The organism is Paenibacillus sp. FSL M7-1455 (assembly GCF_038004655.1).
GTDB lineage: Bacteria > Bacillota > Bacilli > Paenibacillales > Paenibacillaceae > Paenibacillus_AQ > Paenibacillus_AQ cookii.
The window spans coordinates 5,793,156-5,818,446 of sequence record NZ_JBBORO010000001.1 but is presented as its reverse complement, the minus strand read 5'-3'; the positions used below and the strand labels follow the sequence as shown (position 1 = coordinate 5,818,446).

Annotated in this window: 21 protein-coding genes; 15 read left to right on the top strand and 6 right to left on the bottom strand. The window is 55.1% G+C overall.

What is annotated here, in order from left to right:
- Nucleotides 1-57: 57 nt before the first annotated feature.
- Together NYE48_RS26580 and NYE48_RS26575 are read left to right on the top strand one after the other, a co-directional pair.
- Entirely contained in the window at nt 58-1,065 is a 1,008-nt protein-coding gene (locus NYE48_RS26580; RefSeq protein WP_246537071.1) for an NADP-dependent oxidoreductase, read from the top strand.
- A gap of 280 nt (nt 1,066-1,345) precedes the next feature.
- The gene (locus NYE48_RS26575) at nt 1,346-1,753 is read left to right on the top strand and encodes a hypothetical protein (protein ID WP_341000462.1); all 408 of its coding nucleotides are present in this window, start codon (nt 1,346-1,348) and stop codon (nt 1,751-1,753) included.
- An 82-nt stretch (nt 1,754-1,835) separates the two neighbouring features.
- Here NYE48_RS26575 and yedF read toward each other — a convergent pair whose 3' ends face one another.
- Both yedF and yedE read right to left on the bottom strand, forming a co-directional pair.
- Nucleotides 1,836-2,063: a sulfurtransferase-like selenium metabolism protein YedF gene (gene yedF / locus NYE48_RS26570; RefSeq protein ID WP_036706176.1), complete on the bottom strand. Its 228-nt coding sequence runs from the start codon at nt 2,061-2,063 to the stop codon at nt 1,836-1,838.
- The gene (gene yedE / locus NYE48_RS26565) at nt 2,053-3,207 is read right to left on the bottom strand and encodes a selenium metabolism membrane protein YedE/FdhT (protein WP_445324088.1); all 1,155 of its coding nucleotides are present in this window, start codon (nt 3,205-3,207) and stop codon (nt 2,053-2,055) included. The genes yedF and yedE overlap by 11 nt, the downstream gene beginning before the upstream one ends.
- Before the next feature lie 424 nt (nt 3,208-3,631).
- Between yedE and NYE48_RS26560 the strand changes: the two genes are divergently transcribed.
- The 5 genes from NYE48_RS26560 to NYE48_RS26540 all read left to right on the top strand — a co-directional run bounded on the left by NYE48_RS26560 (nt 3,632) and on the right by NYE48_RS26540 (nt 8,537).
- Complete coding sequence (locus NYE48_RS26560; RefSeq protein WP_036706178.1) at nt 3,632-3,910, top strand: hypothetical protein; 279 nt, start codon at nt 3,632-3,634, stop codon at nt 3,908-3,910.
- Nucleotides 3,911-4,125: 215 nt separating this feature from the next.
- Nucleotides 4,126-4,827: an N-acetylmannosamine-6-phosphate 2-epimerase gene (locus tag NYE48_RS26555; protein WP_341000459.1), complete on the top strand. Its 702-nt coding sequence runs from the start codon at nt 4,126-4,128 to the stop codon at nt 4,825-4,827.
- Nucleotides 4,828-4,858: 31 nt separating this feature from the next.
- Nucleotides 4,859-5,758 carry an ROK family protein gene (locus tag NYE48_RS26550; protein WP_341000458.1) on the top strand — a complete coding sequence of 300 codons (900 nt, stop codon included), beginning with the start codon at nt 4,859-4,861 and terminating at the stop codon, nt 5,756-5,758.
- Between the two features lie 242 nt (nt 5,759-6,000).
- A complete protein-coding gene (locus tag NYE48_RS26545) occupies nt 6,001-6,444 on the top strand; it encodes a MarR family winged helix-turn-helix transcriptional regulator (RefSeq protein ID WP_341000456.1) in 444 nt (147 codons plus the stop codon).
- A 122-nt stretch (nt 6,445-6,566) separates the two neighbouring features.
- Nucleotides 6,567-8,537 carry an FUSC family protein gene (locus tag NYE48_RS26540; protein ID WP_341000455.1) on the top strand — a complete coding sequence of 657 codons (1,971 nt, stop codon included), beginning with the start codon at nt 6,567-6,569 and terminating at the stop codon, nt 8,535-8,537.
- 751 nt (nt 8,538-9,288) lie between these two features.
- On the opposite strand, the gene NYE48_RS26535 is transcribed toward NYE48_RS26540, so the two are convergent.
- Nucleotides 9,289-9,627, bottom strand: coding sequence for a hypothetical protein (locus NYE48_RS26535; protein ID WP_036706183.1), 339 nt, complete (start codon nt 9,625-9,627; stop codon nt 9,289-9,291).
- A gap of 119 nt (nt 9,628-9,746) precedes the next feature.
- Here NYE48_RS26535 and NYE48_RS26530 point away from each other — a divergent pair, with 119 nt between their 5' ends.
- Nucleotides 9,747-10,115: a MerR family transcriptional regulator gene (locus NYE48_RS26530; RefSeq protein WP_036706184.1), complete on the top strand. Its 369-nt coding sequence runs from the start codon at nt 9,747-9,749 to the stop codon at nt 10,113-10,115.
- A gap of 4 nt (nt 10,116-10,119) precedes the next feature.
- Here the strand turns inward: NYE48_RS26530 and NYE48_RS26525 are convergent, their stop codons facing one another.
- A complete protein-coding gene (locus NYE48_RS26525; RefSeq protein WP_341000454.1) occupies nt 10,120-11,007 on the bottom strand; it encodes a LysR family transcriptional regulator in 888 nt (295 codons plus the stop codon).
- A 175-nt stretch (nt 11,008-11,182) separates the two neighbouring features.
- Here NYE48_RS26525 and thrC point away from each other — a divergent pair, with 175 nt between their 5' ends.
- The 6 genes from thrC (at nt 11,183) to NYE48_RS26495 (ending at nt 20,704) form a co-directional block, all read left to right on the top strand.
- Nucleotides 11,183-12,421, top strand: a complete 1,239-nt coding sequence (thrC, locus tag NYE48_RS26520; RefSeq protein WP_212951416.1) for a threonine synthase — start codon at nt 11,183-11,185, stop codon at nt 12,419-12,421.
- Nucleotides 12,422-12,724: 303 nt separating this feature from the next.
- Complete coding sequence (locus NYE48_RS26515; protein WP_341000453.1) at nt 12,725-13,990, top strand: MFS transporter; 1,266 nt, start codon at nt 12,725-12,727, stop codon at nt 13,988-13,990.
- A 277-nt stretch (nt 13,991-14,267) separates the two neighbouring features.
- Nucleotides 14,268-15,719, top strand: a complete 1,452-nt coding sequence (locus tag NYE48_RS26510) for an FAD-dependent oxidoreductase (RefSeq protein WP_341000452.1) — start codon at nt 14,268-14,270, stop codon at nt 15,717-15,719.
- 138 nt (nt 15,720-15,857) lie between these two features.
- Nucleotides 15,858-16,487, top strand: a complete 630-nt coding sequence (locus tag NYE48_RS26505; RefSeq protein WP_341000451.1) for an immunity protein Imm33 domain-containing protein — start codon at nt 15,858-15,860, stop codon at nt 16,485-16,487.
- 345 nt (nt 16,488-16,832) lie between these two features.
- Nucleotides 16,833-17,444, top strand: a complete 612-nt coding sequence (locus NYE48_RS26500) for a helix-turn-helix domain-containing protein (RefSeq protein WP_341000450.1) — start codon at nt 16,833-16,835, stop codon at nt 17,442-17,444.
- Between the two features lie 134 nt (nt 17,445-17,578).
- The gene (locus tag NYE48_RS26495; protein WP_341000449.1) at nt 17,579-20,704 is read left to right on the top strand and encodes an MMPL family transporter; all 3,126 of its coding nucleotides are present in this window, start codon (nt 17,579-17,581) and stop codon (nt 20,702-20,704) included.
- Between the two features lie 134 nt (nt 20,705-20,838).
- On the opposite strand, the gene NYE48_RS26490 is transcribed toward NYE48_RS26495, so the two are convergent.
- A complete protein-coding gene (locus tag NYE48_RS26490) occupies nt 20,839-21,963 on the bottom strand; it encodes an NADH:flavin oxidoreductase (RefSeq protein ID WP_341000448.1) in 1,125 nt (374 codons plus the stop codon).
- Between the two features lie 119 nt (nt 21,964-22,082).
- Nucleotides 22,083-22,394 (bottom strand): ArsR/SmtB family transcription factor, encoded by a 312-nt coding sequence (locus NYE48_RS26485; protein ID WP_036706189.1) that lies wholly within the window; start codon nt 22,392-22,394, stop codon nt 22,083-22,085.
- A 139-nt stretch (nt 22,395-22,533) separates the two neighbouring features.
- Between NYE48_RS26485 and mprF the strand changes: the two genes are divergently transcribed.
- Nucleotides 22,534-25,176, top strand: coding sequence for a bifunctional lysylphosphatidylglycerol flippase/synthetase MprF (gene mprF, locus NYE48_RS26480; RefSeq protein ID WP_341000447.1), 2,643 nt, complete (start codon nt 22,534-22,536; stop codon nt 25,174-25,176).
- Nucleotides 25,177-25,291 lie beyond the last annotated feature (115 nt).

Here is a 25,291-nt window from a genome sequence, read left to right as displayed (position 1 = left end):
AGGATCTTATACCATCCTTGAACCACAAAATAAGAACATAGGAGATGTTTCTTTTTCATGAGTCAGCTAATGAATAAATCCATCGTTTTTGTATCCCGTCCGGTCGGCATGCCTTCCATGGACAATTTCGAATTCCGCGAAGCGCCCGTTCAGGCTCCAGCCGAGGGGCAAGTCGTGGTCCGTTCCATCTACCTGTCCGTCGATCCCTACATGCGCGGCCGGATGAGCGATGCCAAATCTTATGTCGAGCCGTATCGTCTGAATGAAGTGATTAGCGGAGGCATCGTCGGAGAGATCGTCGAGTCCAAATCCGATCAGTTCAAGCCGGGAGACAAAGTGATCGGCATGCTGGGCTGGCAGCTGTACAACGTGGTGGACGCGAAGCTTGTCCGCAAGGTCGACGAATCCATCGCGCCGTTGTCCGCTTACTTGAGCGTGCTTGGCCTAACGGGGCTCACCGCCTACTTCGGACTGCTCGACATCGGCCAGCCGAAGGCGGGAGAAACCGTCGTCGTCTCCGGCGCCGCCGGCGCCGTCGGCATGCTTGTCGGCCAAATTGCGAAAATCAAAGGCGCGCGCGCCGTCGGCATCGCCGGAACGGACGAAAAATGCGCTTATCTCGTGAACGAGCTTGGCTTTGACGCTGCGGTCAACTACAAGACGGCGGATTTGGACAAAGCGCTGGCGGAAGCCTGCCCGAACGGCGTGGACGTCTATTTCGACAACGTCGGCGGCCCGGTATCGGACGCGGTCATGAACCTGCTGAACGACTATGCGCGGATTCCGCTTTGCGGCGCCATCTCCTCCTACAACACCACGGACGCGGATGTAGGTCCTCGCATTCAAACGAAAATAATCAAGACCCGCTCGCTGATGAAAGGTTTTGTTCTTGGAGACTATGCTTCCCGGCAGCAGGAAGGAATGGTGGAGCTTGGCAAATGGCTGTCTGAAGGCAAGCTGAAATATGAGGAAACGGTCATCGAAGGGTTCGATCATGTCATTGACGCTTTCCTGAAGTTGTTCGAGGGCGCGAACCTCGGCAAAATGCTCGTTAAAGTAGGGTAAGCTGCGCGTCGTGAGCTCGCGGGATGCGGAGAAAACGGCAAGCGTACCGTTAAAATCGATAAGCTCGCGCGAAGGCCTCTTCCGGAAATCCGGGAGGGGCTTTTTGCATTGGCCGGAGGGCAAACCTGCGATACGTGCTACGTTCCCCCCCTTTCCCGGATGGGGGCGGGGGGCTTTTTTTAACGATCGACTTGTGCAGGCACGTCAAATAGGGTTATAGTGAAGACCTGTTCCCATATTCGGGCAGAAAAGAAATCATAGGATAGGGATGTTTCAAACGATGACTGCACAATTTAAAGGCAACAAGATGAACATTGCGCTGTTTGGACTGCTGCTGCTGGCGGCATTGACTCGGCTCCTGCTGCAGTGGTCCTCGGACTATACCTGGACGGAGGGCGTCTGGAACGTGATTCTGATGGCGGCGCTCGTACTGCTGTCTTTCCGGTTCTTGCACGTTTATGCCCGTTATATCCGCATTCAGGACGGCAAGGTCACGATTGCGAATGTTCAAGCAACCCGGACGTTCGAGGTCAAAGACGTGGAGAAGGTACAGATTTACGATCATTGGATCCGAATCATGATGAAGGCCGACCGCGACGTATTTATTCATTTGAAGGATTTGGACGTGCCGGGACGTGTTCCGTTTATGGCTTGGGTAGCGGAACATTTAGATATCGAAAAGGATTAGGGCGGGAGAGTCGCACCTAATCCTTTTTTACATCCTGCATTGGCTATGAAGCCGCAGGCGCCGCTTTACAGGGGCGTTATGTCTAGGCTCTGATATAAAACAGCAGCTCGCGGCCGTTTTTGACCGGCTCCCGTTCCAGCGTGTAGCCGTGTTTGACGACCTCCTCCGGCACGTTGCGGAATGCCGCGGGGCAATCGGCAATGACTTGCAGCAGCTCCCCTTTTTTCATTCCCTGCAGCGTTTCCAGGGTATAAATGACCGGGTAAGGACACGATTCCCCGCGAAGATCAAGCGTATAATCAATGGACATGATGCGTTTCTCCTTTCTTGAAACCGACGCCGAATCGGTAATTTTTTTGCCAAAGGACGGCCGTGACGAAGCCCGCCGCCAGCAGGACAAGCGTAAGGATGAGCGCCCAGGCGGGGCCCATGGCTTCGATCAGGTTGACCGGTTTGCCCATCGACACCAGCGCCTTCTGAATGCCGAGATGATCCCATCCGTACGCCAGCACGGTGGCTCCGGCAATGTTGCCGATAAACACCGGCAGGAACACGACCTGCCCCTCCATCAAACGGTACATCATCCCGGTTTCGCAGCCGCCGGCCATGACGATGCCGATGCCGAACAACAAACCGCCGATCAGCGTGCTTGGCGCCGCTATTTTGGTGACGGGGTCCATCCCGCCGGCGACGATGATGATCAAGGTGACGACCGAGCTGACCGCCATGCCCAGCGTAATCGCTTTGGTCATCGTGGCGCGCCCGCTGATCCACAAATCGCGGAATGCGGAAGTGAAGCAAATTTGCCCTCTTTCAATCAAAATGCCAAAACCCGCGCCGAACAAGGCGGCGGTGCCGAGCATCGTTTTGCCGTCCGCGTAAAAATAGATGATCAGTCCGGCATAAGCCAGCCCGATGAGGCCGCCGATGTAGGGCTGGATTTTTTTGCGTTCCTTGACGATGCGGGCCGTGTTGCCCTTTTGCAGAACCGGCTTGCCCTTCCACCACGACGTGCCGACGATTTTGGCGCCCGCGAAGGTGCCTACGGCCGTCGCCACGATAAACAACCAGGCATGCAGCGAAAACTGCGGCACGCCGGTAAAAAACGCGGCGAGGTTGCAGCCGAGCGCCATGCGGGCCCCGAAGCCGGCCACGAACCCGCCGATCAGCCCCTGCAGCAGGCGGCGCTTTTGGCGGGGCATCCGGATTTTGAAATTGTTGCTGAGCAGCACCATCAGCAGCGCGCCGATGAACATGCCCCAGACGATCCAGCCGTCCGTGCGGGTGAACGTCGTTCCTTCCATATGGACTAGGTTAAAATAGGCCCAGCCCGAAACGTCCACGCCGAACCATTCGAGGATATGTCCTCCCAGACGGGTAAATTCGCCGGTCACGGCCCAGACGGTGCCGGTGATGCCGAAGTACAGCGCGCTCAGCACGCCGGCGATCGCCATCACCAGGTAAGGACTCCAGTATGTATCGATTGCTTTTTTGAACACGATGTTGACTCCTGCCTTCCTCTTGCCGAAATTCTTTTTCTCTTGGATGTTCCCATTTTACATGATTTTTCGGATGATGTGGGCGCTTTTCGCGTTTGCGCGGAATACAAGTCACTGAATGGGAATAGCTCTCTGCCAATCTTATGAACCTCAGGCTGCTTAAAGAAGCGATGAGATGGGAAAACTACAGATTGATGCATTTTCCTCTGCATCGCTGGCGGGTGGGCCGGATTCTCCGCCGGGTGATCTTGTGAGCCGGACGGTCCGGATTCCTGTTAAAGTTTTGTAAATTTTGTAAAAATACTGCATGAAAAAATGGAAACGGACGCTTTTTATGTTACAATGTTCCCTAGGACATGAAATAAGGAGATGAAAAGCCATGAGCGGCACAATCAACGAGCAGGAGCTTGTGCAGTACATAGCGGCTGAGACGGGCGCTGAGCCCGAGAGCATCAGGGTTGTCCTGAAACATGAAAAGACGTACATCAACACTGCCGAAGCGAATGAACATGGCGAAGTGGAAATCGACAGCGACGATTTGGTCGACTATGTCATGAGCCGCAAAGACGTCAAATTGGATGAAATGACCGTCGAAGCCGTGCTCGATGCCGAGATGGATTATCTGATGGATAAAGGAATTGCCGTGGACGAGGATTAATCGCGGCGTTTTTTCGGAAAATGAAGCCCATGCCCCCTTTTGCCGGGAGGCGGGGCTTTTTCTTTTGCCCAAGGCAGCGCTTGTCGCTGATAGAAAAAAATCTCCCATAATAAAATTATTATTGGAGAAAATCTCTAATCGCTGCTATAATGAATGCGAACAAGGTGGAAAAAAGTTCCGCTTTACTTGCGAGTAGAGCGTTAGGAGATGAAGCCATGAGCGATCATTTTTTCGAGAACATTCGGGGCGGACTGATCGTTTCCTGCCAGGCATTGGAGGATGAGCCCCTTCACGGGAGCGACATGATGGCCAAAATGGCGTTGGCCGCCGACCAGGGCGGGGCGGTATGCATCCGCGCCAACAGCGTTCAGGATATCGCCGCCATCAAGAAGGCAACGAAACTTCCGGTCATCGGCATCATTAAACGGGATTATGAAGACAGCGAGATTTATATTACGCCCACCTTGCGCGAGGTGCGCGAACTGATGGACGTCGGCGTGGACGTCATCGCCCTGGACGCGACGGGCCGATCGAGGCCGGGCGGGGAAACGCTGGAGGAACTGGTAACTTTCATGAAGAGCCATGGACAAAAAGTCATGGCCGATATTTCGACGCTGGAGGAAGCGCTTTATGCCGAATCGATCGGCGTGAGCTGCGTTTCAACGACGCTCTCCGGATACACGCCTTATTCGCCGCGGCAAAAGGACCCGGATTTCAAGCTGCTGCAGGAGGCCGTGCGGCAAATCCGCATTCCGGTGATCGCGGAGGGCAGGATCCATACTCCGGAGCAGGCGGCGTACAGCCTGGAACTCGGGGCCCACGCAGTCGTCGTCGGGTCGGCGATCACGAGGCCGAAGCTGATCACGGAGAGGTTTACACACGCGATTCGCGACGTGCGTAAAGGACAAGTGCATTAGCGTGCCATCAAACGCGAAAGGATGGGGAAGGATGAAGGTCATCGGCATCGATATCGGCGGAACTTCCATCAAAGGCATGGTCGTGGATCGTACGGGGCGGCTTTTCGATCAGGGGAAAATCGAAACCGATGCCAGGGAGGGCAAGGATCGGATTTTGGCCAACCTGTTGTCGCTTCTGGATCGGCTGCTCGCTCAACATGCCGACATTCAAGGGATAGGAATCGGCACGGCAGGCCGGGTGAACGTCCGGACGGGCGAAGTCGTCTATGCCACCGATAATTTGCCGGGCTGGCAGGGGACGAACCTCAAGGCTTATTTGGAGGATGCCCGCAGCTTGCCGGTATTCGTGGACAATGACGTCAATGCGGCGCTTGCCGGCGAGGTCTGGCTCGGAGCGGGAAAAGATTTGGACGACGTGTCCATGCTGACGCTCGGAACAGGCGTCGGAGGAGCCAATATGGTCGGCGGCCGGCTGTATCGGGGGGCGCGCTGGAACGGAGGCGAGTTTGGGCACACTATCCTGATGCCGGGAGGACGTCCCTGCAATTGCGGCGTTCGCGGGTGCATGGAGCAGTATTTGTCGGGAACGGCCCTGGTGAGGCTGGCTAGCGAAGCGACCGGTCAATCCTATGCGTCCGGCATGGAGGTGTTGGACGATTTCGTCCAAGGCGTGCCGCAGGTAGCGGACGTGATGAGGCGGTTTGCGGAGCATTTGGCGATTGCGGTCAACCATCTTCATTTGGGCTTGAATCCGCAGGCGGTTATCCTCGGCGGGGGACTGGTCGATTCGAAGCAGGTCTGGTGGCCGCTATTGTCGGATGCAATGGCTGATTTGAGGCTAGACGCGGATGTGCGCCCCGCGCTGCTCGGCAACGAGGCGGGAGCCATCGGAGCGGCCGGGTTGATTTTGGGCCAACTGCAGGCAGAATGACGGTTAATCTTATATGAAACGGCGTTATTGGGTATCTTACGCGTAAGACCAAAAGGGCAGCTTTTGAAGCTGTTCTTTTTTGTGGGGATTATATTTTGCTTTTGGCGCTTCGATTAGCGCTTTCATCCCGGAACTTTAGTTATCACGAAAATAGTTTGTATACATATTATATTTACAAAAACAATTCGTTTGTATACAATATATACAAGAGCAGCAAACGAAAGGAGGGCCGGGCTTCCGGCATGGAGGATAAAGAGCATCTGTACGGGCAAATGGTGTCCAGAACGAGCCGGGCGCTGATTCGTTATTTGACGGCGCATTTCAAGGAAGACGACATTACGCCCGAGCAGTGGACCGTCCTGAAACGACTGGGGGAAGAGGACGGGATCACGCAGAAGGAACTGGCGCTTGTAACGGATAAGGACCAGGCGACGTTGACCAAAATTTTGGATCTCTTGGAGCGCAAAAAGCTCGTAAGAAGGGGCAAAAACAAAGAGGACCGGCGTTCGTTCCTTATTTTTATTACCGATGAAGGCCGAGAGCTGCGGGAGCGGCTGTTTTTTTATGTGAACCGGCTTTTTGCGGAGGAAGTCGTGGCAGGGATTCCGGAAAACGATTTGAAGATTTTCGTGTCGACCCTGCAGAAAATTCAGCATAACGTTGAAGCCAACAAGGATACGCAATAAATGCGGTCGCAGGGGCGTTTTGCTGACAGAGCGCGTTTCCTGAAGCCGCATCGTTAACGATATTTGCAAATGTTTGATTGAAAAAGAGACATACGTTAGATTTTCGACTGGAGAGAAGCTTTATGATCATTGAACCGCATCAACCTGCCTCCATTCGCCGCAAAATCGCGCAAAAGGCGCCTGCGGCGGGGAAGGTAAGCGACGCGTTCCGGATCAAACCTCTGCCGTTGCAGTGGTTCCGGGCCTTCGGGTCTGCCATCAGCGCAGCCCTTCCGGTAGGGATCGGCGCGCTCGCCGGTCATATGGATTACGGACTTTGCGCCTCCATCGGGGGCTTTGCTTTTTTATACGTGTCAAACGAAACCTACAGACAGCGGGCCATCAAGCTGTTGTTCGTCGCTCTTGGGCTGGCTGCTTCATTCGGTCTGGGGACGTTGACGGGGAACCTGCCTTGGCTGATGGTCCTGCTGTTCGGACTCATAGGAGCGGCGGCAGTCTTTTGTTTTGGCGTGTTTCAGGTAGCCGGGCCGTCGGCGATGTTTTTTATTCTGACGTTTTCCGTCGGTACCAGTCTTCCGCATGATCTGGCGGCGGTTCCCCTGCGTACCGGGTTCGTGCTGGCGGGCGGAGCGTGGGCGTGGGTGGTCGGCATGGCCGGCTGGCTGTATCGTCCGCATCATCCGGAAACGAAAGCCGTGGCCGGGGTGTATGCTTCGCTTGCCCGACTGTTGGAATCGCTGGGCACGGAGCATCAAAACGACGCGCAGCATCAGGCTGCCGTCGCCTTGCAGAACGCGGCCAAAACCGTGTCCGGAGGGGAACTGCGGTGGCGCCGTGCTTATGAGCCGGGGCAGCGCCTGCTGCGGCTATCGCAGAAGGCCAACGAGATCTATTCGACGATTTCGGAAATGCTGCTTCAGCATCAAGGCGCTAAAACGGATATGGCCGAGGCCATCCGCCTCATTGCCGCAGGCATCCGGAATCCCGGGCAAATCCGGCCAATCAGGACCGCCGCAACCTCGGGGCCTTTGGAAGGGGATGTGAACGCGCGGCTTGCCGCTCAGATTGAGGAAGCCGAATTCCTGCTCCGCGGCTCCGCGGCGGCTACGGTCCATCCGAGTAAAGACGAGCCCGGAAACCGGCTTCGCCTGATGTTCGCCGGTGCTTTCAACCGCCACTCGACGCTGCTTAGCACGGCATGCCGTTACGGACTTACGATCGCCATCGCGGCGGCGGTTGCCTACGGATTCGGCTTCCATCGTTCTTACTGGGTTCCGCTCTCTTGTGCGGCTGTCATGCTGGGAACGACCGCGATCGGTACCGTCCACCGCGCGCTTCAGCGTACGGCTGGGACGATCATCGGGCTGTTTGTCGGCGGGACCTTGCTGTCCTTGAAGCCGGAAGGCGTATACGTCGCGCTGGCCATGGCAGTGCTGCAGTTTATCGTTGAATTGATTTACCTGCGCAACTACGCGCTGGCCGTCATTTTCATTACGCCCAGCGCGCTGCTGATCGCCGAAAGCAGCCATCCGGATATAGCGATGGGCTATTTTATGTCCGCCCGGATCGTCGACATCATGGTCGGCAGCGCCATCGGCCTTGCAGGCGTGCTGCTGTTATGGCGGCGGGCCTCCTCAAGCAGGCTGCCCGGGGCCATCGCGGACGTCATCCGCAAGGAGGGCGTACTGCTTGGACAAATTCTATCGGGCGGAAGGCCGGAAGGGGAGCGGATATCGCCCGCAGAGCTGGAGACGCTGCTTCTGCGCGTCCGTATGCTCTATAACGCGGCGCTGGCCGAATCGATGCGCAAGCGCGAGCGAATCGGCTTATGGTGGCCGGCCGTGGCGGAAATTCAGCATTTCGGATATGTGCTGATCGCGGCGTCGGAGAAAGGCTCTGAACGCAAAGAGTCGCCGGAAACGCTGCAAAGTCTGAGGCAGTTCTTCGATGAGATGTCGCTGGCGGTCGCGCGTTCGGAGTCTCCTGCACGGGTTCGTGTCCCGGAGATCCCGTCCTCTCCCTCTTTTCGTGATGCACTGATGGAGCTGCAACATGCTCTGCAGGTAGGGGAAGGCACCGCGCCGTTGAAATAAGCTTATGTAACGCAGTATTTTAGATATGTTAGAGGGGCAGCAGACCTCTCACGATAAAAACAAGCCTCGGACAATTCCGAGGCTGTTTTGAATCATGCGGAATTTGCAGGCGAAGCTGATCATGCCTTTCGGTTACCGGCCAAGAAAATCTTAGGCAAATCCCGGTTCATTTTTTTGTAGTAGGATCAATTTCAATGAGAGTTCCTTCTTTTTAACCTTATCTGTGATTTCGAATTTCACAAAATATTGATTATTTACAGTAATGAGCTTGCTTACCCCTTTAGGGATCATAACGCGAGACGAGTCCCGCAGTTTCGTCTGCACACGCAGCGGCCTCAACCCCGATCGAACCGGCCTTCCTCAGCAAAATCCATGCAGATGCCGAACATTTCCCCGCCCTCTTTCAACGCGTCCAGCTTCATGGCCGTTTTCGTTTTGGGCGCACTCCTGCCAAAATGCCGGGATCTCCCTCAAATTGCTTTCATCCTGCGTAGCAACTTCGCGAATTTTTCCCGTTACGGTAAAAGCGTCTTTTTTCAATGATCCGAAATTCCATGCGAAAGCCCTCCATCATTCTAAAGCATTGGGTTCCAGCCGCCAGTTCGCTCAAATCCGGCCAAGTTATGATGTATGCATTCGTGTTTGAACTGAAGTATTCCTTCCTGGGCCAAACCGCGAAAAAACGACCATTTTGATGGAATTTGGCGAGCGTTGTTCTGATTTGTACGACGCTTTTCAAGCCGCGAAAGATTTAAAATATCCGGTCAAGTATCATGGCTGCAGAAAAGAGAAGCGTCGTAATGGCGTAATGCCGCCAATGAGTGCGGCCGAAAAGAATACGCCCATTCATCCAGCGTGACAGCAAAATCATAATCAGACATCCGATAAACCATCGATAGGCAAGCGGGTATAGAGCGTGATAAAGAGCCAGGATCGCCAGAATCAGATGGCATAGCAGGAAGAAGAGCGCAGAACACCAGGCTGCGGCACTGCCAAAACCGCTGCAGGAAACCGGCCTCCGGTAGAGAAGAACAATAGAGGCAGCCAAGCTTACCAGACTGTAAACAAACAGAATAACGCTGAGAACCATGTAGAGAAAACCTCCTTCGTTTTACATATTTGAAGCAGTTATCGCCAAAAGAAGTAAACAATACGGGGTTGACCCCGTGTCAAACTGAATTATGATTCATGGCAGGGAGGGGAAGAACCATGCGGATTGGTGAATTCGTGGTTCAAGCGGGAACGACCAAAGATACGGTTAGGCATTACGAGGACTTGAAGCTGATCGAGTCGTTAAGACCTGATGGGAGGAGAGAGTATACGGAGAGGCACTTAGAAGACTTTAGTGTCATTCAAGAATTAAAAAGTTATGGTCTGGCCTTGAGTGACATTCAGGCTGTGTTTGAATGGAAACGTCATGGTGGCTGCGGCAGCGAAGAATTGATCCTTTTCGCAGAGAAGGTGCTGGAAAGGCAGCTTACCCTCCTTCAGGAAAAGGAGGCAAGATTAAGGGAGAGCCGCCTGAAGCTAGAGGAAACTTTGCGGGAGGTGAAAAAAGCGAAGCGGCTATTCCCGTGACGGATTACCCATTGAAGCTCCGGGCCAGCGCCTCGAAAAAAAGCCGGGCAACGGGGTGAAGAGGCTCCTTGCGGGTATATGCGGAGATCGGGTTGCCCAGCTTGGCTTCCTGCACATGGACCTTGGCCAAGCGTCCCTCCGTTATAAACGATTCGATTTCGAGGGAAGAGAGAAGGGCCGTGCCGTAGCCTTCCATCACGACGCGCAGGGTCTCATGCAGCCCGTTCATCCGCAGCCCGACCGCCGGGGCTGGCAGGCCGCGGACGCTGCACAGCGCCAGAAGCTGCTCCCGGGAGAAGCTTCCCTCTTCGCGGTAAATGAAAGGCTCCCGGAGCATCTCGGCGAGCGGGACATCCTTGCCGGCCAGAGGATGTTCCGGGTGGACGACAAAACACATGTCGTCCTCGAGAAGCGCCGTTTTGTAGAGCTGCGGATGTTCCCCGCGAATGCCGCCGACGACGGCGATGTCCGCTTTGTAATGGAGCAGGAGCTCGAGCGCCCGGGCGGAGTTGGTCGTCGTCCATTCCAGCTCCACGGCGGGGTGCCGTTTTTTAAATTCCGCAACGAGCCTTGGCAGCAAAAAGTTGGCCGGCAAATACGTCGCCGAAAGATGCAATTTGCCTTCTTTGCCTTCTTTTATTCCTTCGAGACGCTCCTCGATCGACCGTTCCAGGTCAAACAGCCTTTGCGCTTCGGAAGCCAGCATTCGCCCGGCATCGGTCAAGGCCACGCCGCGGCCCTGGGGAATCCACAGCCGCATGCCAAGCTCCTGCTCAAGCCTTTTGATTTGTGCCGTTACCGCCGGTTGGCTGACTCGAAGCAACTCGGAAGCAAGCGTCACGCTGCCGGTTTCGGCCACTTTGCTAAAAAACCTCAGGGCATGTAAGTTCATCGGGGTTCCCGTCCTTTCCTGCAGTTTGGGTGGTCAATTCATAACAAAATATTATGAAAACGTAAATATAATATATTAGATTTATGGGACGTTTCTGCTTATTCTAATCCTGAGAAGGGCTTGGGGCAAGGGTATCTTGGAGCCAAAGCCCAAAACGGAGAGGATGAACCGGCAAATGAAACTGGAATGCGTTCACTGCGGCCAAACGCGGAATTGGCAGCAATTCATCATCAAATGCCCATGCGGCGGCAGGCTGGAGGTCAAGCAGGACGTGACCGGGCTGGACGGGGAGAAGCTGAAGGGGATTTTCCGGGAACGGTTAGGGGAACGGATGTCGGTATACGCAAGCGGCGTATGGCGGTATAAGGAGCTGATTTTTCCGGAACTCCCGGAGGACCGGATCGTGACGAAATACGAGGGGAATACCGGCCTGTACGCGCCGGAAACGATCCGAAAAAGCCTGGGGATTCGCGGGCTGTACTTCAAAGCCCAAAGCGAGAACCCCAGTGGTTCTTTTAAAGACAACGGAATGACCGTCGCGGTTTCCCATGGCCGGCATCTCGGATATACGCGATTTGCCTGCTCGTCGACCGGCAACACGTCGGCGTCGCTGGCCATGTATGCCGCCATGGGGGAAAGCTCTTCGTACGTATTCGTGCCGGAAAGCGGCATTTCCCAAAATAAGGTGCTGCAAACGTTGGCGTATGGGGCGAGGGTGATCCGTTTTGACGGCACGTATGATGACGGCATTGCTTTTTTGGAGCGGCATGCCAAGGATTTGGGGCTGTATGTCTGCAATTCGATCAATCCGTTCCGGATCGCAGGCCAGAAAAGCATCATCTATGAAGCGGCCCAATATTTGAATTGGGAGCTGCCGGACTGGATCGTCGTGCCCGGCGGCGCGCTCAGCAACGTCACCGCGATCGGCAAAGGGATCGAGGACTTGTGGACGCTCGGGATGATCCCGAAGCGCCCAAGGATCGCGCTGGTTCAGGCCGAAGGGGCGAGCCCCTTTCATAAGATGATGGCGGCGGGGGCCGAGGAGCTGCGCCCCGAACCTCAGCCGCAGACGGTCGCTTCCGCGCTGAATATCGGGAACCCGCCAAGCTGGAAGGCTGCGCGCCGCGTATTGGAATTTTGCCGGGGCGTCACCTGCAGCGTGACGGATGAGGAGATTTTGGCGTCGAAGCAAATCATCGACCGGAGCGGGATCGGCTGCGAACCGGCGTCGGCCGCTTCCTTGGCGGGCCTCCGCAAGCTTATGGCGGAGAAGGTCATCGACAAGGAGGAGACGGCGCTGTGCATATTGACGGGCAACCTACTCAAGGATACGCAGGTGCTGTCCGGGATGATGGAACATGAAAGAATGGTAAGATCGGATCTGACGGTGAAAGGGACGGAAAGATGGTTGTGACGGAGGCTGAACACCGCGTATAATCAAATTAATTTGGGGGCGGTTTGCCAAAAAAGCAAATCATTTTGCTTTTGATGGCAGAGTCCTAATATCAGAGGGGTTCCTGGAATCCCGACAGGAGGTTATTGAAGTGTCTCAAAAACGATATGGAAGCAACGCGCAAACGGAAGCGGTTTTCGAAAAAAACTACAGGCAGCGTGATGCGCACGTCATAGCAGAGGTGTTTTCGATCTTTGAATAATCAAAGATATTCGCGATATGTGTTTACGTGACGCACCGCCTGCCGGAAGGGCGGAGTCTGTCTTGAATTTTAAATCTGCGTCACAAATTTATGTGTTTATGAGTTTTATGATGGCATTGGGCAACAGCATCATGTTTACGACCAGCGGGATTTACCATGTCGCGTCTTTGGGGCTAAACCCGTTCGAATTGGTGCTGATGGGGACGATTCTGGAGTTGACCGTGCTCATTTTCGAGGGCATTACCGGGGTGGTGGCTGACACGTACAGCCGCAAGGTCTCCGTCATCATCGGCATGTTCATTCTTGGCGTCGGTTTTGCCGTGGAAGGGAGCATTCTGTGGCTTCATGGCCTTGTTTCGGTCATTTCCGTTTTTGCTTGGGTGGTCATCTCGCAATTGCTGTTCGGGATCGGCTGGACGTTCGTCAGCGGCGCCAACACCGCTTGGATGGTGGACGAAGCAGGCGAGGAGCGCGCGGGGACCATATTGATGAAGTCGCAGCGCATGTCGCTGGTCGCTTCGCTTATGGGCATCGCATGCAGCGTAGGCCTGTCCACGGCCTCTCCGAACTTGACGTTTTTGGCCGGGGGCTTCCTGTATGCCGCGCTCGGGGTCGCCCTCGTCTTTTGGATGAAGGAAACCAAATTCATGCGAAAACAGCATGCCCTCCAAGAGTCCCATTTCAAACGAATGTTAGGCACTTGGCTTGAAGGGGCCGGCGTAGTGCGCAGGCAGCCGCTGCTCCTGGCGATGGTGGCGGTAACCCTGCTCGGCGGCGCGGCTTCGGAGGGATACGACCGGTTGTGGCAGAGCCTTCTGATCACCGGCATCGGATTGCCGGATCTGCCTGTGTCGCTGGCCGCCTGGTTCGGCATCGTGTCCGCGGCGGCAACGCTGCTCGGATTGGCCGGGGTTCGCCTGGCCGAGAAAAAAATGGACATGGCAAGCCGGCGCATGGTATCGGTCGCGATGTTTTGGTTCACCCTGATCCGCGTAGCGGCGATCCTGTCTCTGGCAGCCGCAACGAATTTCGTTTGGGCGCTCCTATCGGTGCTCGTCGTTAGCGCGGCGCGTTCGGTTAGCGAGCCCGTATACGATACATGGCTGAACATGAACCTGGAAAGCAAAACGCGCGCTACCGTGCTGTCCATGGTCAGCCAATCCGACGCGCTCGGCCAAACCGCGGGCGGCCCCGTGGTCGGATGGATCGGCAGCCGGTTGTCCGTGCGGGCTTCGGTTTTGACCGCGGGCGTGCTGCTGCTCCCGGTTTTGGGCGTCTTCGGACGCATGGCCCGCCGCAAGAAAAGCCATCAACAAAACCAAAGCTAAAATTTTTCAATATTTTTACAATCGGGTAACTTTTTTCGGTTTAAAGCCGTCCTGTTAACAGGATGGCTTTTTTGATGGGCCAAATGGAAGATAAATCAATATTTTAGCATATGTTTCTTAATATTCATCCTTTGGATTGTAAGCGGAGTGTTAAATATTGTATATTGGGAACGGAGGCGATTTGAAAAAAAGTAATAAATAGGAAACGTTAGTCTTGAGCTTTACGGTGTTAAAAAATTCATTTTCATCTTATCAAGAAGCGAGCTGATTATTGCCTGTGCGTCGGTCAAAAAAAACGTGGAAGCTTATGCTCCTGGGCATGGTATCCCTGCTCATCATGACTTTTTTTCTTCCGCGCGGATTGACGCGGATCAGCCAGCCGGAATCCTGCGGGGAAGGCTGCAGCCGTTATGACATCGTCGTCATCGGGAGCGAAATTCAAGGGGTACTCCTCGCCAAGGAAGCCCAAAATCTCGGACGGAGCGTCCTGATCCTCGATCCCCGGGAGAAACCCGGAGGAGAGTTGATCCAGGGTCAAATGCTCTTTCTCGACGAGCCTATGAACAAGGAGCGCAAAAGCCTGGTACAAGGCGAGCTCAAGGCACTGTTTGACGGGTACAACAAGGGCAAAATCCGCGACTTGCACGAATTCCAGGCTTATTACGATAAGCTGATTCAAGATATAACGCTTAAAAGCGGCATTACCATCAGCGGCGTGGAGGAAGATGCCGCAGGCAAAGGCCATCGGATGAAATCGCTCACCTATAAGGACCGGGATCGGAAGACTTATACGGTGGAGGCCGGCTATTGGGTGGAAAACACCGATTTTAATGCCCTGACGGGCCGGCTTAAGCATAAACGGCGGATTCCGGGCATGGAGACGATCGAAAAAAGCCATAAGCCCGACTATATGGGCGCTACTTATATGCTGAACTTTAAAAATGTCGATTGGAAAAAACTCAGCAAAGAGGTGCTGAAGCATTACCCGCTGTCCAACGTCCGGAAGGTTTTTGGCCCCAATACCTACGTAGACTGGAACTTCGCGGTAGGGTTCAGCAACGTCATGGCCCAATACGTTCCCGCCGAAAAGCTCGTCCGGCTGCGTGGCCTCAACATGGCGAACCAGGGGGACGGGAAGGTCATCATTAACGCCTTAATCATGTATAACGTCGATCCGTCCAGCGATGCCTCCGTCAAAGAGGCGATGCGAAAGGGAGAGGCGGAGGCGCCGCGTATCCTGGAATATTTGCGTTCCCGTCTCCCCGGGTTTGAACAGGCCGAATTAAACGGATTTCCAAGCTACCTGTATATCCGCGATTTCAACCGGTTCGAAACGGACTACGTGCTCAAATACGAGGACGTGATGGGCGGCAGGATGTTTTGGGATAACGTCAGCATCGGCGCTTATCCGGTCGACCTGCAGGGAACGGTTCACATCCCGCACGGAATCGGCTTCGGCGTGCCGGATGCCTACGGGATTCCGCTCCGCTCTTTCGAGCTGAAGGAATACGACAACGTGCTCGTCGTCGGAAAAAACATCGGGGCCGACATCAAAGCATACGGTTCGTCGCGGATCATGGCCAACAACGCGCTGGCGGCCCAGACGATCGGAATCATCCTCGGGTACGAAGCAGACCGGAAACGGCTGAAGGAGCTGACGCCGGAAGACTTCAAGCGGATTCACCAGTATCTGAAACGAAGACATCACATCGATGTCGAACATATTTGAAGAAAGTTTATCGGCTGCAAAGGCAATGCCCCGTTTTGGCGGGGCTTTTTTATCGGCTATTGAATCCTCGGGGTACAGGTTTTATAGTGATTAAAATATTGCGTTCAAAATACTGCGAAAAGGCGGGGACTCTAAAAGATGGCTTGGTATCTCGACAGCGCGCTGGAACGCCATAAAAAAGCGCCGTATACGTTTTACGTCCCGTCGCCTTCCGTCATCGAAAAGCTCGGGGAAGGCGATCGGGTCAGACTTCTTTTTATGTCCGGCGCGGAAGAGGACTACGTTTGCGAACGGATGTGGGTCGAAATTACGGAAAGGGACGGGGACCGTTTTGCAGGCACGCTGGTGAACGAGCCGGTAAGCATGGAGCAGCCGGTCCGGGGCGAAACCGTTCATTTTCGCGGCGAGCATGTGTGCGACACCGAATATAAAGACCCCGAGGAGCAGCGGTGGAATTACTATTTTGACAACAGGATCGTGGTAAGCCGCGACGTGCTTGCGAGGAAAGAATTCAACTTTTTGCTGAGGGACTTTCCCAATCGGGACGGCGACACCGGATGGACCGCATCGAGCGGGTATGAAGAAGAAGACTATTGGGAACATGCCGACCATTTGCAGGTCGTTTCCATCGGCGTCGTGCTGAATATGGACGATTCGATCCTCGAGTTCATCGATGACGCGCCGCAATGCGCCTATGAACGGGATCCGGCAACGGGAATGTTCGTGAAGGTCGATGATTTCGATTGGGACGGCTACAACAACGGGTAAGGATCAAAAATCAACAGAAAACGACGTTTTTCATGCCATACCCATCCATAATTATGACCCGGAAAAACGAATTTTGGTGGAAAAATCTAACTTTGGTTAGTTTTTTTTCAAACTTGTTCTTGGTAATCTGATAAGAGAAAGCAAGTCCTTACATCCTCCCAACGAATTCCCCGACATTTCCCCACGCGCATCCTCAAGCAACATCCCTTCCCGGACAGAGGGTTGAACCCGGTAGCTGCCGGGCTTAACCCTCCTTCGTATGTCCATGTGGACCGCGATTTGCCAACCGGCATGCCGGCGCTATATAATAATTTCATCAAAATAATAGTAAACAGGTGTTTATTTATGCAAACGCTAAAGGAAGACGTTCGTCAAAACATATTGCGGGCTGCCTTGGCCGAATTCAAATCCCATGATTACGCGGATGCCTCCATGCGCCGGATTTCGGCGGCGGCGGGCATCACGACGGGCAACATTTACCGCTACTTCAAAAACAAAGAGGAACTGTTCGAAGCGCTCGTCAAACCGGTATACGAGAAACTGCTGGACTATCTTCTGAGTCTGAAAAACGAGCTCGACCGCTCCTATATCGACGGCAACGGCGAAATGAAGTATTTCGGCATGATCGAGGATACGGTCGTCGGGCTGTTTGATGCGTACAGCGCGGAATTGACCATCCTGATGAACCGCAGCACGGGATCGAAGTACAGCGGCGTCAAAGCGGATATGGTGCGGCTTGTCGCCACGATTTTGGAGGATGCGTTTGCTTCCGGCCGCGAACACGCGGCGAAGCTGACGGCCGAGCAGCGCCAAAGCGCGCGGATGCTGGCGGGAACCATCGTCGAAGGCGTCTGCCTGATTTTGCGGGAGCATGAGGATGGGGAGACGGTCAAGCGGCTCGTCAACGAGTTTATTCGTCTGTATCATGCAGGCATGATGTGCGGGCTTCCCGACTAAATCGGGGCCCGGATTTCTTTGCGGATGAATAATTTTTTTCTTATTTTTGTAAGATGCATAGGAAACCCTATTTTTTTGTTTCAAAAATGAACACCTGTTTACTAACAATTCAGCCGAGGAGGAAAAACAAAAGGATGCGGCAAATCATCAAATGGCGCTGGGCGATTCTGGCGCTTTGGCTTGTGGCTACCGTGCTGCTGACCGTGTTTCAGCCGGACGTGAACGCCATTTTGCATGAGCGGGGGCAGGACCCGCTTACGGAAGACAGCCCGTCGAAGGTTGCGGGCAAGCTGCTCAACAAAATGACGGGCACTACCGGCACCAGCGATATCATCGTATTTCATAGGGAAAACAAACTGACGGATCAGGACATGAAGGAGATCGAGGCGGGGATCCGCAACATGATCGAACATCAATCCGAACTCGGCTTCAGCCAATTGATCGATCCGTTTACGACGCCGGATGCGAAGTCGTCCCTTGTCTCCGGGGACAACACGACGCTGATGGTGAGCTTCAGCCTGGATAAAATGGGGCGCAACATCGACGAAATCGACAAACAGTTCAAAGACGCGCTGAAGGATGTGAACGTGCAGTACTACTTCAGCGGCGAGGATTTTATCCAAAACGACTATATCAAAGCGACGACCGCAGGGGTGGAAAAAAGCGCGGCGCTTACCGTCATCTTTATTCTGGTCGTGCTGATCGTCATGTTCCGTTCGATTCTCACGCCGTTCGTGTCCCTGCTGACGGTCGGCATCACATATTTGGTTTCGATGGGGATCGCGGCGCAGATCATCGACAAGCTGGACTTCCCCGTCACCAGCGTGACGCAAATGCTGCTCGTGCTTATCCTGTTCGGGATCGGCACGGACTACAACATTTTGCTGTTCAACCGTTTCAAAGAGGAGTTGTCGCATGGGCGGACCGTGGACGAGGCGATCGTCGCATCGTACAAAACGGCAGGCAAAACGATTATTTACAGCATCGCCACCGTTTTTATCGCCTTTGCGGGATTGAGCTTCTCAAGCTTCGGCATTTACAAGTCCGCCAATGTGGTTGCGATCGGCACCATCGTGCTCGTGCTGCAAATCCTGACGCTGACGCCGTTTATGCTGAAGGTGTTTGGTCCGAAGCTCTTTTGGCCTTCGAAAAAGAATGCGGGGCATAAAGAAAGCAAATTTTGGGCGAAGCTTACGTCCGTCTCGGTCAAGTATCCGGTGGTCGTGACGGTGATCATCGTCATTTTGATGATTCCGGCGCTGCTGACGAGCGCGCAAAAACTTTCCTTCGACCAGCTTAAGGAACTGGGAGACGGCTATCCGTCCACCAAAGGCTTCAGCCTTGTAGCCGAGCATTTCAGCCGGGGGCAGGCGCTGCCGACAAGCGTCGTCATCGAAGACGACAAGGCGATGGACAACAATGAAGCATTGGGCGTCATCGACAAGCTGACCGACAAGCTGAAAGCGATCGACGGGGTAAAAACGGTGGCCAGCGTGACGCAGCCGCAGTCGAAGCCGATCGACGAATTTTATATCAGCAGCCAGTCGGAAACGGTCACGGACGGCATTTCGGCCTCCAAAAAAGGCGTGGATCAAATCAAAAGCGGCCTGGATCAGATCGCGGGCAAACTGGCTGCGCCGGATACGTCGAGCGCCAACCAGCTGGTAGACGGCACGGGGCAGGTCAAAGACGGTTATGACCAAATCACGGACGCCCTGGGCCAGGTTGCCGCGGGCATCGGCAAAGGCGCCGGCGGCGCGGGCGAGCTGAAGAAAGGAATCGCCGGATTAAAAGGCGGCCTGGATGCCGTCAGCGCAAACACGGGCAAAATCAGCGCGGGCCTGTCGGAAATCTCGAAGGGTTACGCGGCGCTGGAGGCAGGTTATAAGCAGCTCGGCGGACAAATTCCGCAAATCGAGCAAGGTTTGGCGGGCATGAACGCTTTGATTGAAGGACTGGGCGCCAAACACGGCGAGCTGGCGGAAGATCCGGATTACGCGAAACTGAAAGCGACCGGCGCAACGCTGGCGTCCTCTTTGGCCCAGCTGAACGGGGGCTTGCAGCAGCTGGAATCCAATTTTGCGAAGCTGAACGGTTCCCTTGGCGAGGCCGCGGGAGGCCTCGGCCAAATCCAGGCGGCCCAGAAGCAGATGTCCGCCGGACTTGCGGCTTTGCAAAAGGGCGCGGCGGAGCTGCAAAAAGGCCTGGAGCAGGGCAGCAGCGGTTCCCGGGAGATCGAGGCGAACATGAAAAAGCTGAATCTGGCGCTCGGAGAAGTGCAAAGCGGCCAGAAACAGCTGATCGACGGGCTTTCCGGTCTTACCGGCGGCATGTCGCAGTTGAAGGAAGGCATCGACAAGAGCGGCAGCGGACTCGGGGACATTTCCGAGGGATTGGGCAAAACCGGCGATTTCCTGACGCAGCTCAGCGGTTCGAAGACGTTCTTTATCCCGCGTGAAGCGCTGGAAAGCGAGGACTTCAAAAAGGCCGAGGACAGCTTTATGTCCAAAGACCGGAAAATCACGAAGCTGCTCGTCATTTTGGACGATGACCCGTATTCCCCGGCGGCGCTGGCCACGATCGAAAAGATCAACGACACGGTCGCCGGCAGCCTGAAAGGAACCGTCCTGGACAACGCAAGTTACGGGGCGGCAGGACCAAGCTCAACCACGTACGACATGAACAAGGAACAGTTGAATTCCTTCAACAGCACGGCCGTGATCGTCATCGTGAGCGTGTTTATCGTATTGTTGTTCGTTATCCGTTCCTTCTGGCCGTCGGTATTTATCGTGCTGTCGCTGATCGCTTCCTATTATGTCGCGATGAGCGCCTCCAATCTGGTGACGACGTATATCATCAAAGCCGACGGGGTGTCCTCGTTCGTGCCGTTTTTCTCCTTTATCGTCATCGTGGCGGTAGGGGTCGACTACAGCATCTTCCTGATGGAACGGTACCGGGAGCATGGCGACATGAACCCTGGCGAAGCGATCGTCAAAGCGGCGAAAAGCGTCGGCGGCGTCATCATTTCGGCGATGGTGATTTTGGGCGGAACGTTTGCGACCCTTATTCCATCCGGCCTGGTGCTGCTCATTGAGCTGGCTACCGCGGTCATCGTGGGGCTGGTCGTGCTCTGCTTTATTCTGCTGCCGATGCTCGTTCCGGCGCTGATCACGATGCCGGAGCGGCTCGGGCAGAAACGCGGACACCAGCTGAAAGCGGTCCATGTCAGCGGCTCGGATGCCGATGGCAAGCCGATGTAAGAAGAAGCTTCATGAAACGCGGCAAAATTGATGGCCATAAAGCAGAAGAACCGGAAGGAGCGCAAGCTCTTTCCGGTTCTTTAATCTATATGGAAGGTGTAAAGGCGATCGCCACAGAGGGGGAGCGGGCTGCCTTACACCAGGGTTTTCAGGGCTTCCGGCGAAAACGGCTTCAGGTCGCCGAAACGGCCTTCGCGGACTTTGGCAGCCCATTCGGGATCGGCCAGCAGCGCCCGTCCGACGGCCACCAGGTCGAATTCCTGTTTTTCCAAGCGGTTCAGCAGCTCGTCGATGTCCTTTTGGCCTGCGCCTTTGCCTTCGGTGAATAGGCTCGTGAACGCTTCGTCCAGGCCGACGGAACCGACGGTGATGACCGTTTTGCCGGTCAGCTTTTTGGCCCATCCGGCGAAGTTGAGGTCGGAGCCTTCAAATTCCGGCTCCCAGAAGCGACGGGTGGAGCAGTGGAAAATATCGACGCCGGCTTCGGCCAATGCCGTCAGCAGCTGCTCCAATTTTTCCGGCGTATCCGCCAGCTTCGCGTCGTAATGGGTCGTCTTCCATTGGGAGAGGCGAAGGGCGATCGGGAAGTCCGGTCCTACCGCCGCGCGGACGGCTGCCACGACTTCGATGGCAAAGCGGGCGCGCTTCATCATGTCGCCGCCGTATTCGTCGGTACGCCGATTGGTTCTTTCCCACAGGAATTGGTCGATCAGGTACCCGTGGGCGCCGTGGATTTCCACGCCGTCAAAGCCGATCCGTTTTGCGTTTGCTGCCGCATCGGCATAAGCCTGGATGACGCGCTTGATTTCCGCCACCGTCATCGGCTCGGTCACGGGGTTGCCGTTCAGGTCGAGTCCGGATGGACCGATGGGCAGCGCCTCGGGATTCGGCCGGGCGCCAACGTGGCGCGTCATGCCGATGTGCCAGATTTGCGGCATGATTTTGCCGCCGGCTTCATGGACCTGTCTGACGACCTCCGCCCAGCCTTTCAAGGCCGCTTCGCCATGGAAGTTCGGCACGTTCGGATCGTCGGTGGCTGCCGGATGGTCGATCAGCGTGCCTTCGGTAATGATGAGGCCGACGCCGTTTTCGGCGCGGCGGCGGTAATAGGCCGCCACATCCGGGCCGGGCACGCCGTTTGGCGAAAAGCTGCGGGTCATCGGCGCCATCACGACCCGCGTCGGAATCGTCAGGCTGCCCAACGTATAAGGCTTAAATAAGGATGCGGTTGAGCGGATGTTTTGCTGCGAGTTGCTCATGTATGGATCCTCTCAAAATCTAGATTTTATTTTTCTGTATTTCTATAAAAATAGATATATATGATCAAAAGAAGGAGCTTTATGCTTATGGCAGACCATGAAAACGAAAGCTCTTAAGCCTAAAGCTCTTTCTTGAGTTGTTCGATAAAGCGGCTGATTCCCTCCTCATTGCGTCTGTAATAAGTCCACTGTCCCGCCCGGCGGGATTCCAGCAAGCCTGCCTTCTGCAATTTGACGAGATAACCCGAAATGACCGATTGGGCCAGCCCCGTTTTCGCGGAAATGGAACCGACGCAAATGCCGCCCTTGAAATCGCAGGATGCAGGCATATGCTCCTGGGGTCCAAAATGCTCCTCCGGATGCTTTAGCCATTCCAAAATGTTAAATCGGGTTTCGTTTGACAATGCTTTGATCGTTAATAATATATCCATGGGTTTAATTATATCTATTTTTATGGAAATGTAAATATCCTTTTTGGGCATGGGACAGGGGTTTGTGTCGGAATGGCTTTATTGTTAGGATAGGAGAGGACTTCGATTCCAATCTTTTCAAGTGAAAGGGTGCTTGACGATGAAGGAAACGCTGGAGCGGTACAAAATTTTCCGCGTCCTGGCATCCATATATAGGATCAAAGCCGTTCGGCTGCTCATCCCGCTTGCGGTGATCGGATTCGTCTACTGGGAAGGGAAAAGGGAGCTGTCCCAGATTTCCATTGGACGCACATTTGGGGAGTTGCGCCGGCTCCCGGCTTCGTCCGTTGCGGAAATTTTCCTGTTTGCCCTTTTTTCCGTTGCGGTGATGAGCCTTTACGATTTTATGATCCGCCGCCATTTTCGGTTAAAGGTTGGATTCTGGAGCACGTTTCGGTATGCGTGGATTGCCAACACGTTTAACAACATCATTGGATTTGCGGGATTGACCGGGGCCGGGCTCCGGACGATTTTATATAAACGAAGCGGGATATCGCCGGTACTGATGGCTTCCGCCGTCGTGTTCCTTTCCCCGGTCGTCGTGACGGGGCTGTCGGTCCTATCCTGGGGGATCATCTTTGGGCTTTTTAACGTGGACGGGCTCCTGCAGGAGCATGGGTGGCTTGTTTTTGCCGTCTGGGGGATGGCTTTGTATTTGCCTTTATTTGTCCTGATGCAGCGGTCTTCGCTGTTTGCGAAGTGGTTTAACCGCGGGGAAGGGAGAACGCCGTGGACGACGGTCGGCGTATCGCTCAGCGCTTCGCTTTTGGAATGGGCCTGCGCGGGCATCACCTTTTGGATGATCGCCGGCAGCGTCCTGCACGACGTATCCTTCCGGGACGTGATCGGCATGTATTCGGTCGCAGCGATCGCCGGCATTCTGAGCATGGCGCCGGGAGGCATCGGGGCGTTCGACTTGATGGTGCTGCTCGGGCTGGAGCAGATGGGTTTCCCTTCCGGCCGGTCCATGGTGGTGCTTGTCCTGTTCCGGCTGTTTTATTACATCGTGCCGTGGCTGATCGGCCTGATCCTGTCGGCCTTTGAGCTGGGCAGCGCGGCCAAGCGGGCCGGGGAAAACGCGACCCCGGAGTTCCCTTTGAACATATGGCAGCGGTTGTGGCGTTGGCCGGGGCAATTCCGGTTCTTAAGCGATCTGGGCGCGTGGGCGCTCGGGAAGCTGGTATTCGTGAGCGGCCTCGCGCTCCTGCTCTCGGCTGCGATGCCCGGCTTGCTCTACCGCCTGAAACTGACGGAGGAATTGCTGTCGATGCCCATCATGCGCATCTCCCATCTGCTGACGGTCGTTATCGGGTTTATGCTCATCATTCTTTCCCGGGGCATTTCGCTGCGGATTCGCCGCGCATATGTCTGGACAGGGGTTCTGCTGCTTGCCGGCGCGATTTTTACGTTTACGAAGGCGTTTGATTTCGAGGAAGCGATTTTTCTGCTGGTCGTCGGCCTTGCGCTTTGGATGTCCCGGTCCAGGTTTTACCGCAAGGGCGCCGTTGTCGACTACCGAAGCTACCTGCTCTGGTATGCATTGTCGGCGGTCATCGCTTTTGCGTACTACTGGATCGGAAGCCATGTCCACCATGGCTGGCTCAGGCATCTGCCGACGGCCGACCGCATCCACTGGATGTTCGGGCCGAAACCGTATGCCATGACGGCATGCATTGGCCTGGCAGGCGCATGGCTGCTGCTGACGATGCTGATGCTGCTGCGCCCGAACCGGAATATCGCGACCGGGGCGGGTCCGGAGGAGCTTGAGAAGCTCCGGCTTTTCCTAAGGGGCACCAAAGGCAATATGCTCACCCACATGCTGTTTGCGGGAGACAAAAGCTTTTTCTGGGCCCAGGACGGTCAGGTGCTGCTTCCTTATGCCAAGTCAAGGGACAAGCTGGTGGTGCTGGGCGACCCGATCGGACCGATGAAGCTGGTGCCGGACGCCATTGCCGAATTCCAGCAGTATGCCGACGAATACGCGATGTCCGTCGTGTTTTACCAGGCGACGCCCGAATTTCTGCCCGTTTACCATGAACACGGCTACCGTTTTATTAAATTGGGGGAAGAAGCGCTCGTTCCTTTGGAGAATTTCACCCTCAGCGGCAAAAAGGCAGCCGACCTGCGGAGCGTCCGCAACCGTTTCGATCGCGAGGGGTATGTTTTCGAAGTGGTGCACCCGCCTTTTGCCGATCCGTTGTTCGAAGAACTTCGGACGGTCTCGGATCAATGGATCAAGGGGCGGAGGGAGAAGGGCTTTTCGCTCGGCTGGTTCGATAAAACCTACTTGGAACAAGCCCCGATCGCGGTTCTCAGGGACGATCAGGGCATGATCTTGGCGTTTGCGTCGCTAGCCCCGGGATACGACGGGGGCCGGACGATGTCGATCGACTTGATGCGCCACCGCAGCGGCACCCCGAACGGCACGATGGATGTTCTGTTTATCCGGCTGTTGGAGTGGTGCAAGGCCCAGGGATACAAGGTTTTCAACCTCGGCAATGCGCCCTTGTCCAGCGTCGGGGAGAGCAAAAGCGCGCTGCGCGAGGAAAAGCTTGCGGCTCTCGTATTCCAATACGGCGGCCATTGGTACGGATTCAAAGGTTTGCGGAGATATAAAGAGAAATTTTCCCCTGAATGGGAGCCGCGTTTCCTGGCTTATCCCGCCTGGGTGTCGCTGCCGGCGCTTACGGTAGATTTGGTGAGGCTGGTGTCGAGAAGGGTGCGGCAAGGCGGAAAAAGGTAGAGGATACGTAGTTACGTTCCTCGGCGTCTCTTCTTAGGGATCGTGCCTGTGGCGCGCATGTCATGACATGGTGCCTTAGGAAAACCATATCCGGCATAACCAATCAGCCCGGCCC

Coding starts and splice junctions, on each gene's coding strand:
- NYE48_RS26530 (WP_036706184.1), top strand. CDS start 9,747: ATGCGGATTGGTGAATTCGTGGTTCAAGCGGGAACGACCAAAGATACG.
- NYE48_RS26540 (WP_341000455.1), top strand. CDS start 6,567: ATGATCATTGAACCGCATCAACCTGCCTCCATTCGCCGCAAAATCGCG.
- NYE48_RS26525 (WP_341000454.1), bottom strand. CDS start 11,007: ATGAACTTACATGCCCTGAGGTTTTTTAGCAAAGTGGCCGAAACCGGC.
- thrC (WP_212951416.1), top strand. CDS start 11,183: ATGAAACTGGAATGCGTTCACTGCGGCCAAACGCGGAATTGGCAGCAA.
- yedE (WP_445324088.1), bottom strand. CDS start 3,207: ATGGCGATCGCCGGCGTGCTGAGCGCGCTGTACTTCGGCATCACCGGC.
- NYE48_RS26545 (WP_341000456.1), top strand. CDS start 6,001: ATGGAGGATAAAGAGCATCTGTACGGGCAAATGGTGTCCAGAACGAGC.
- NYE48_RS26490 (WP_341000448.1), bottom strand. CDS start 21,963: ATGAGCAACTCGCAGCAAAACATCCGCTCAACCGCATCCTTATTTAAG.
- NYE48_RS26555 (WP_341000459.1), top strand. CDS start 4,126: ATGAGCGATCATTTTTTCGAGAACATTCGGGGCGGACTGATCGTTTCC.
- NYE48_RS26495 (WP_341000449.1), top strand. CDS start 17,579: ATGCGGCAAATCATCAAATGGCGCTGGGCGATTCTGGCGCTTTGGCTT.
- NYE48_RS26560 (WP_036706178.1), top strand. CDS start 3,632: ATGAGCGGCACAATCAACGAGCAGGAGCTTGTGCAGTACATAGCGGCT.
- mprF (WP_341000447.1), top strand. CDS start 22,534: ATGAAGGAAACGCTGGAGCGGTACAAAATTTTCCGCGTCCTGGCATCC.
- NYE48_RS26485 (WP_036706189.1), bottom strand. CDS start 22,394: ATGGATATATTATTAACGATCAAAGCATTGTCAAACGAAACCCGATTT.
- NYE48_RS26500 (WP_341000450.1), top strand. CDS start 16,833: ATGCAAACGCTAAAGGAAGACGTTCGTCAAAACATATTGCGGGCTGCC.
- NYE48_RS26505 (WP_341000451.1), top strand. CDS start 15,858: ATGGCTTGGTATCTCGACAGCGCGCTGGAACGCCATAAAAAAGCGCCG.
- yedF (WP_036706176.1), bottom strand. CDS start 2,063: ATGTCCATTGATTATACGCTTGATCTTCGCGGGGAATCGTGTCCTTAC.
- NYE48_RS26550 (WP_341000458.1), top strand. CDS start 4,859: ATGAAGGTCATCGGCATCGATATCGGCGGAACTTCCATCAAAGGCATG.
- NYE48_RS26575 (WP_341000462.1), top strand. CDS start 1,346: ATGACTGCACAATTTAAAGGCAACAAGATGAACATTGCGCTGTTTGGA.
- NYE48_RS26535 (WP_036706183.1), bottom strand. CDS start 9,627: ATGGTTCTCAGCGTTATTCTGTTTGTTTACAGTCTGGTAAGCTTGGCT.
- NYE48_RS26580 (WP_246537071.1), top strand. CDS start 58: ATGAGTCAGCTAATGAATAAATCCATCGTTTTTGTATCCCGTCCGGTC.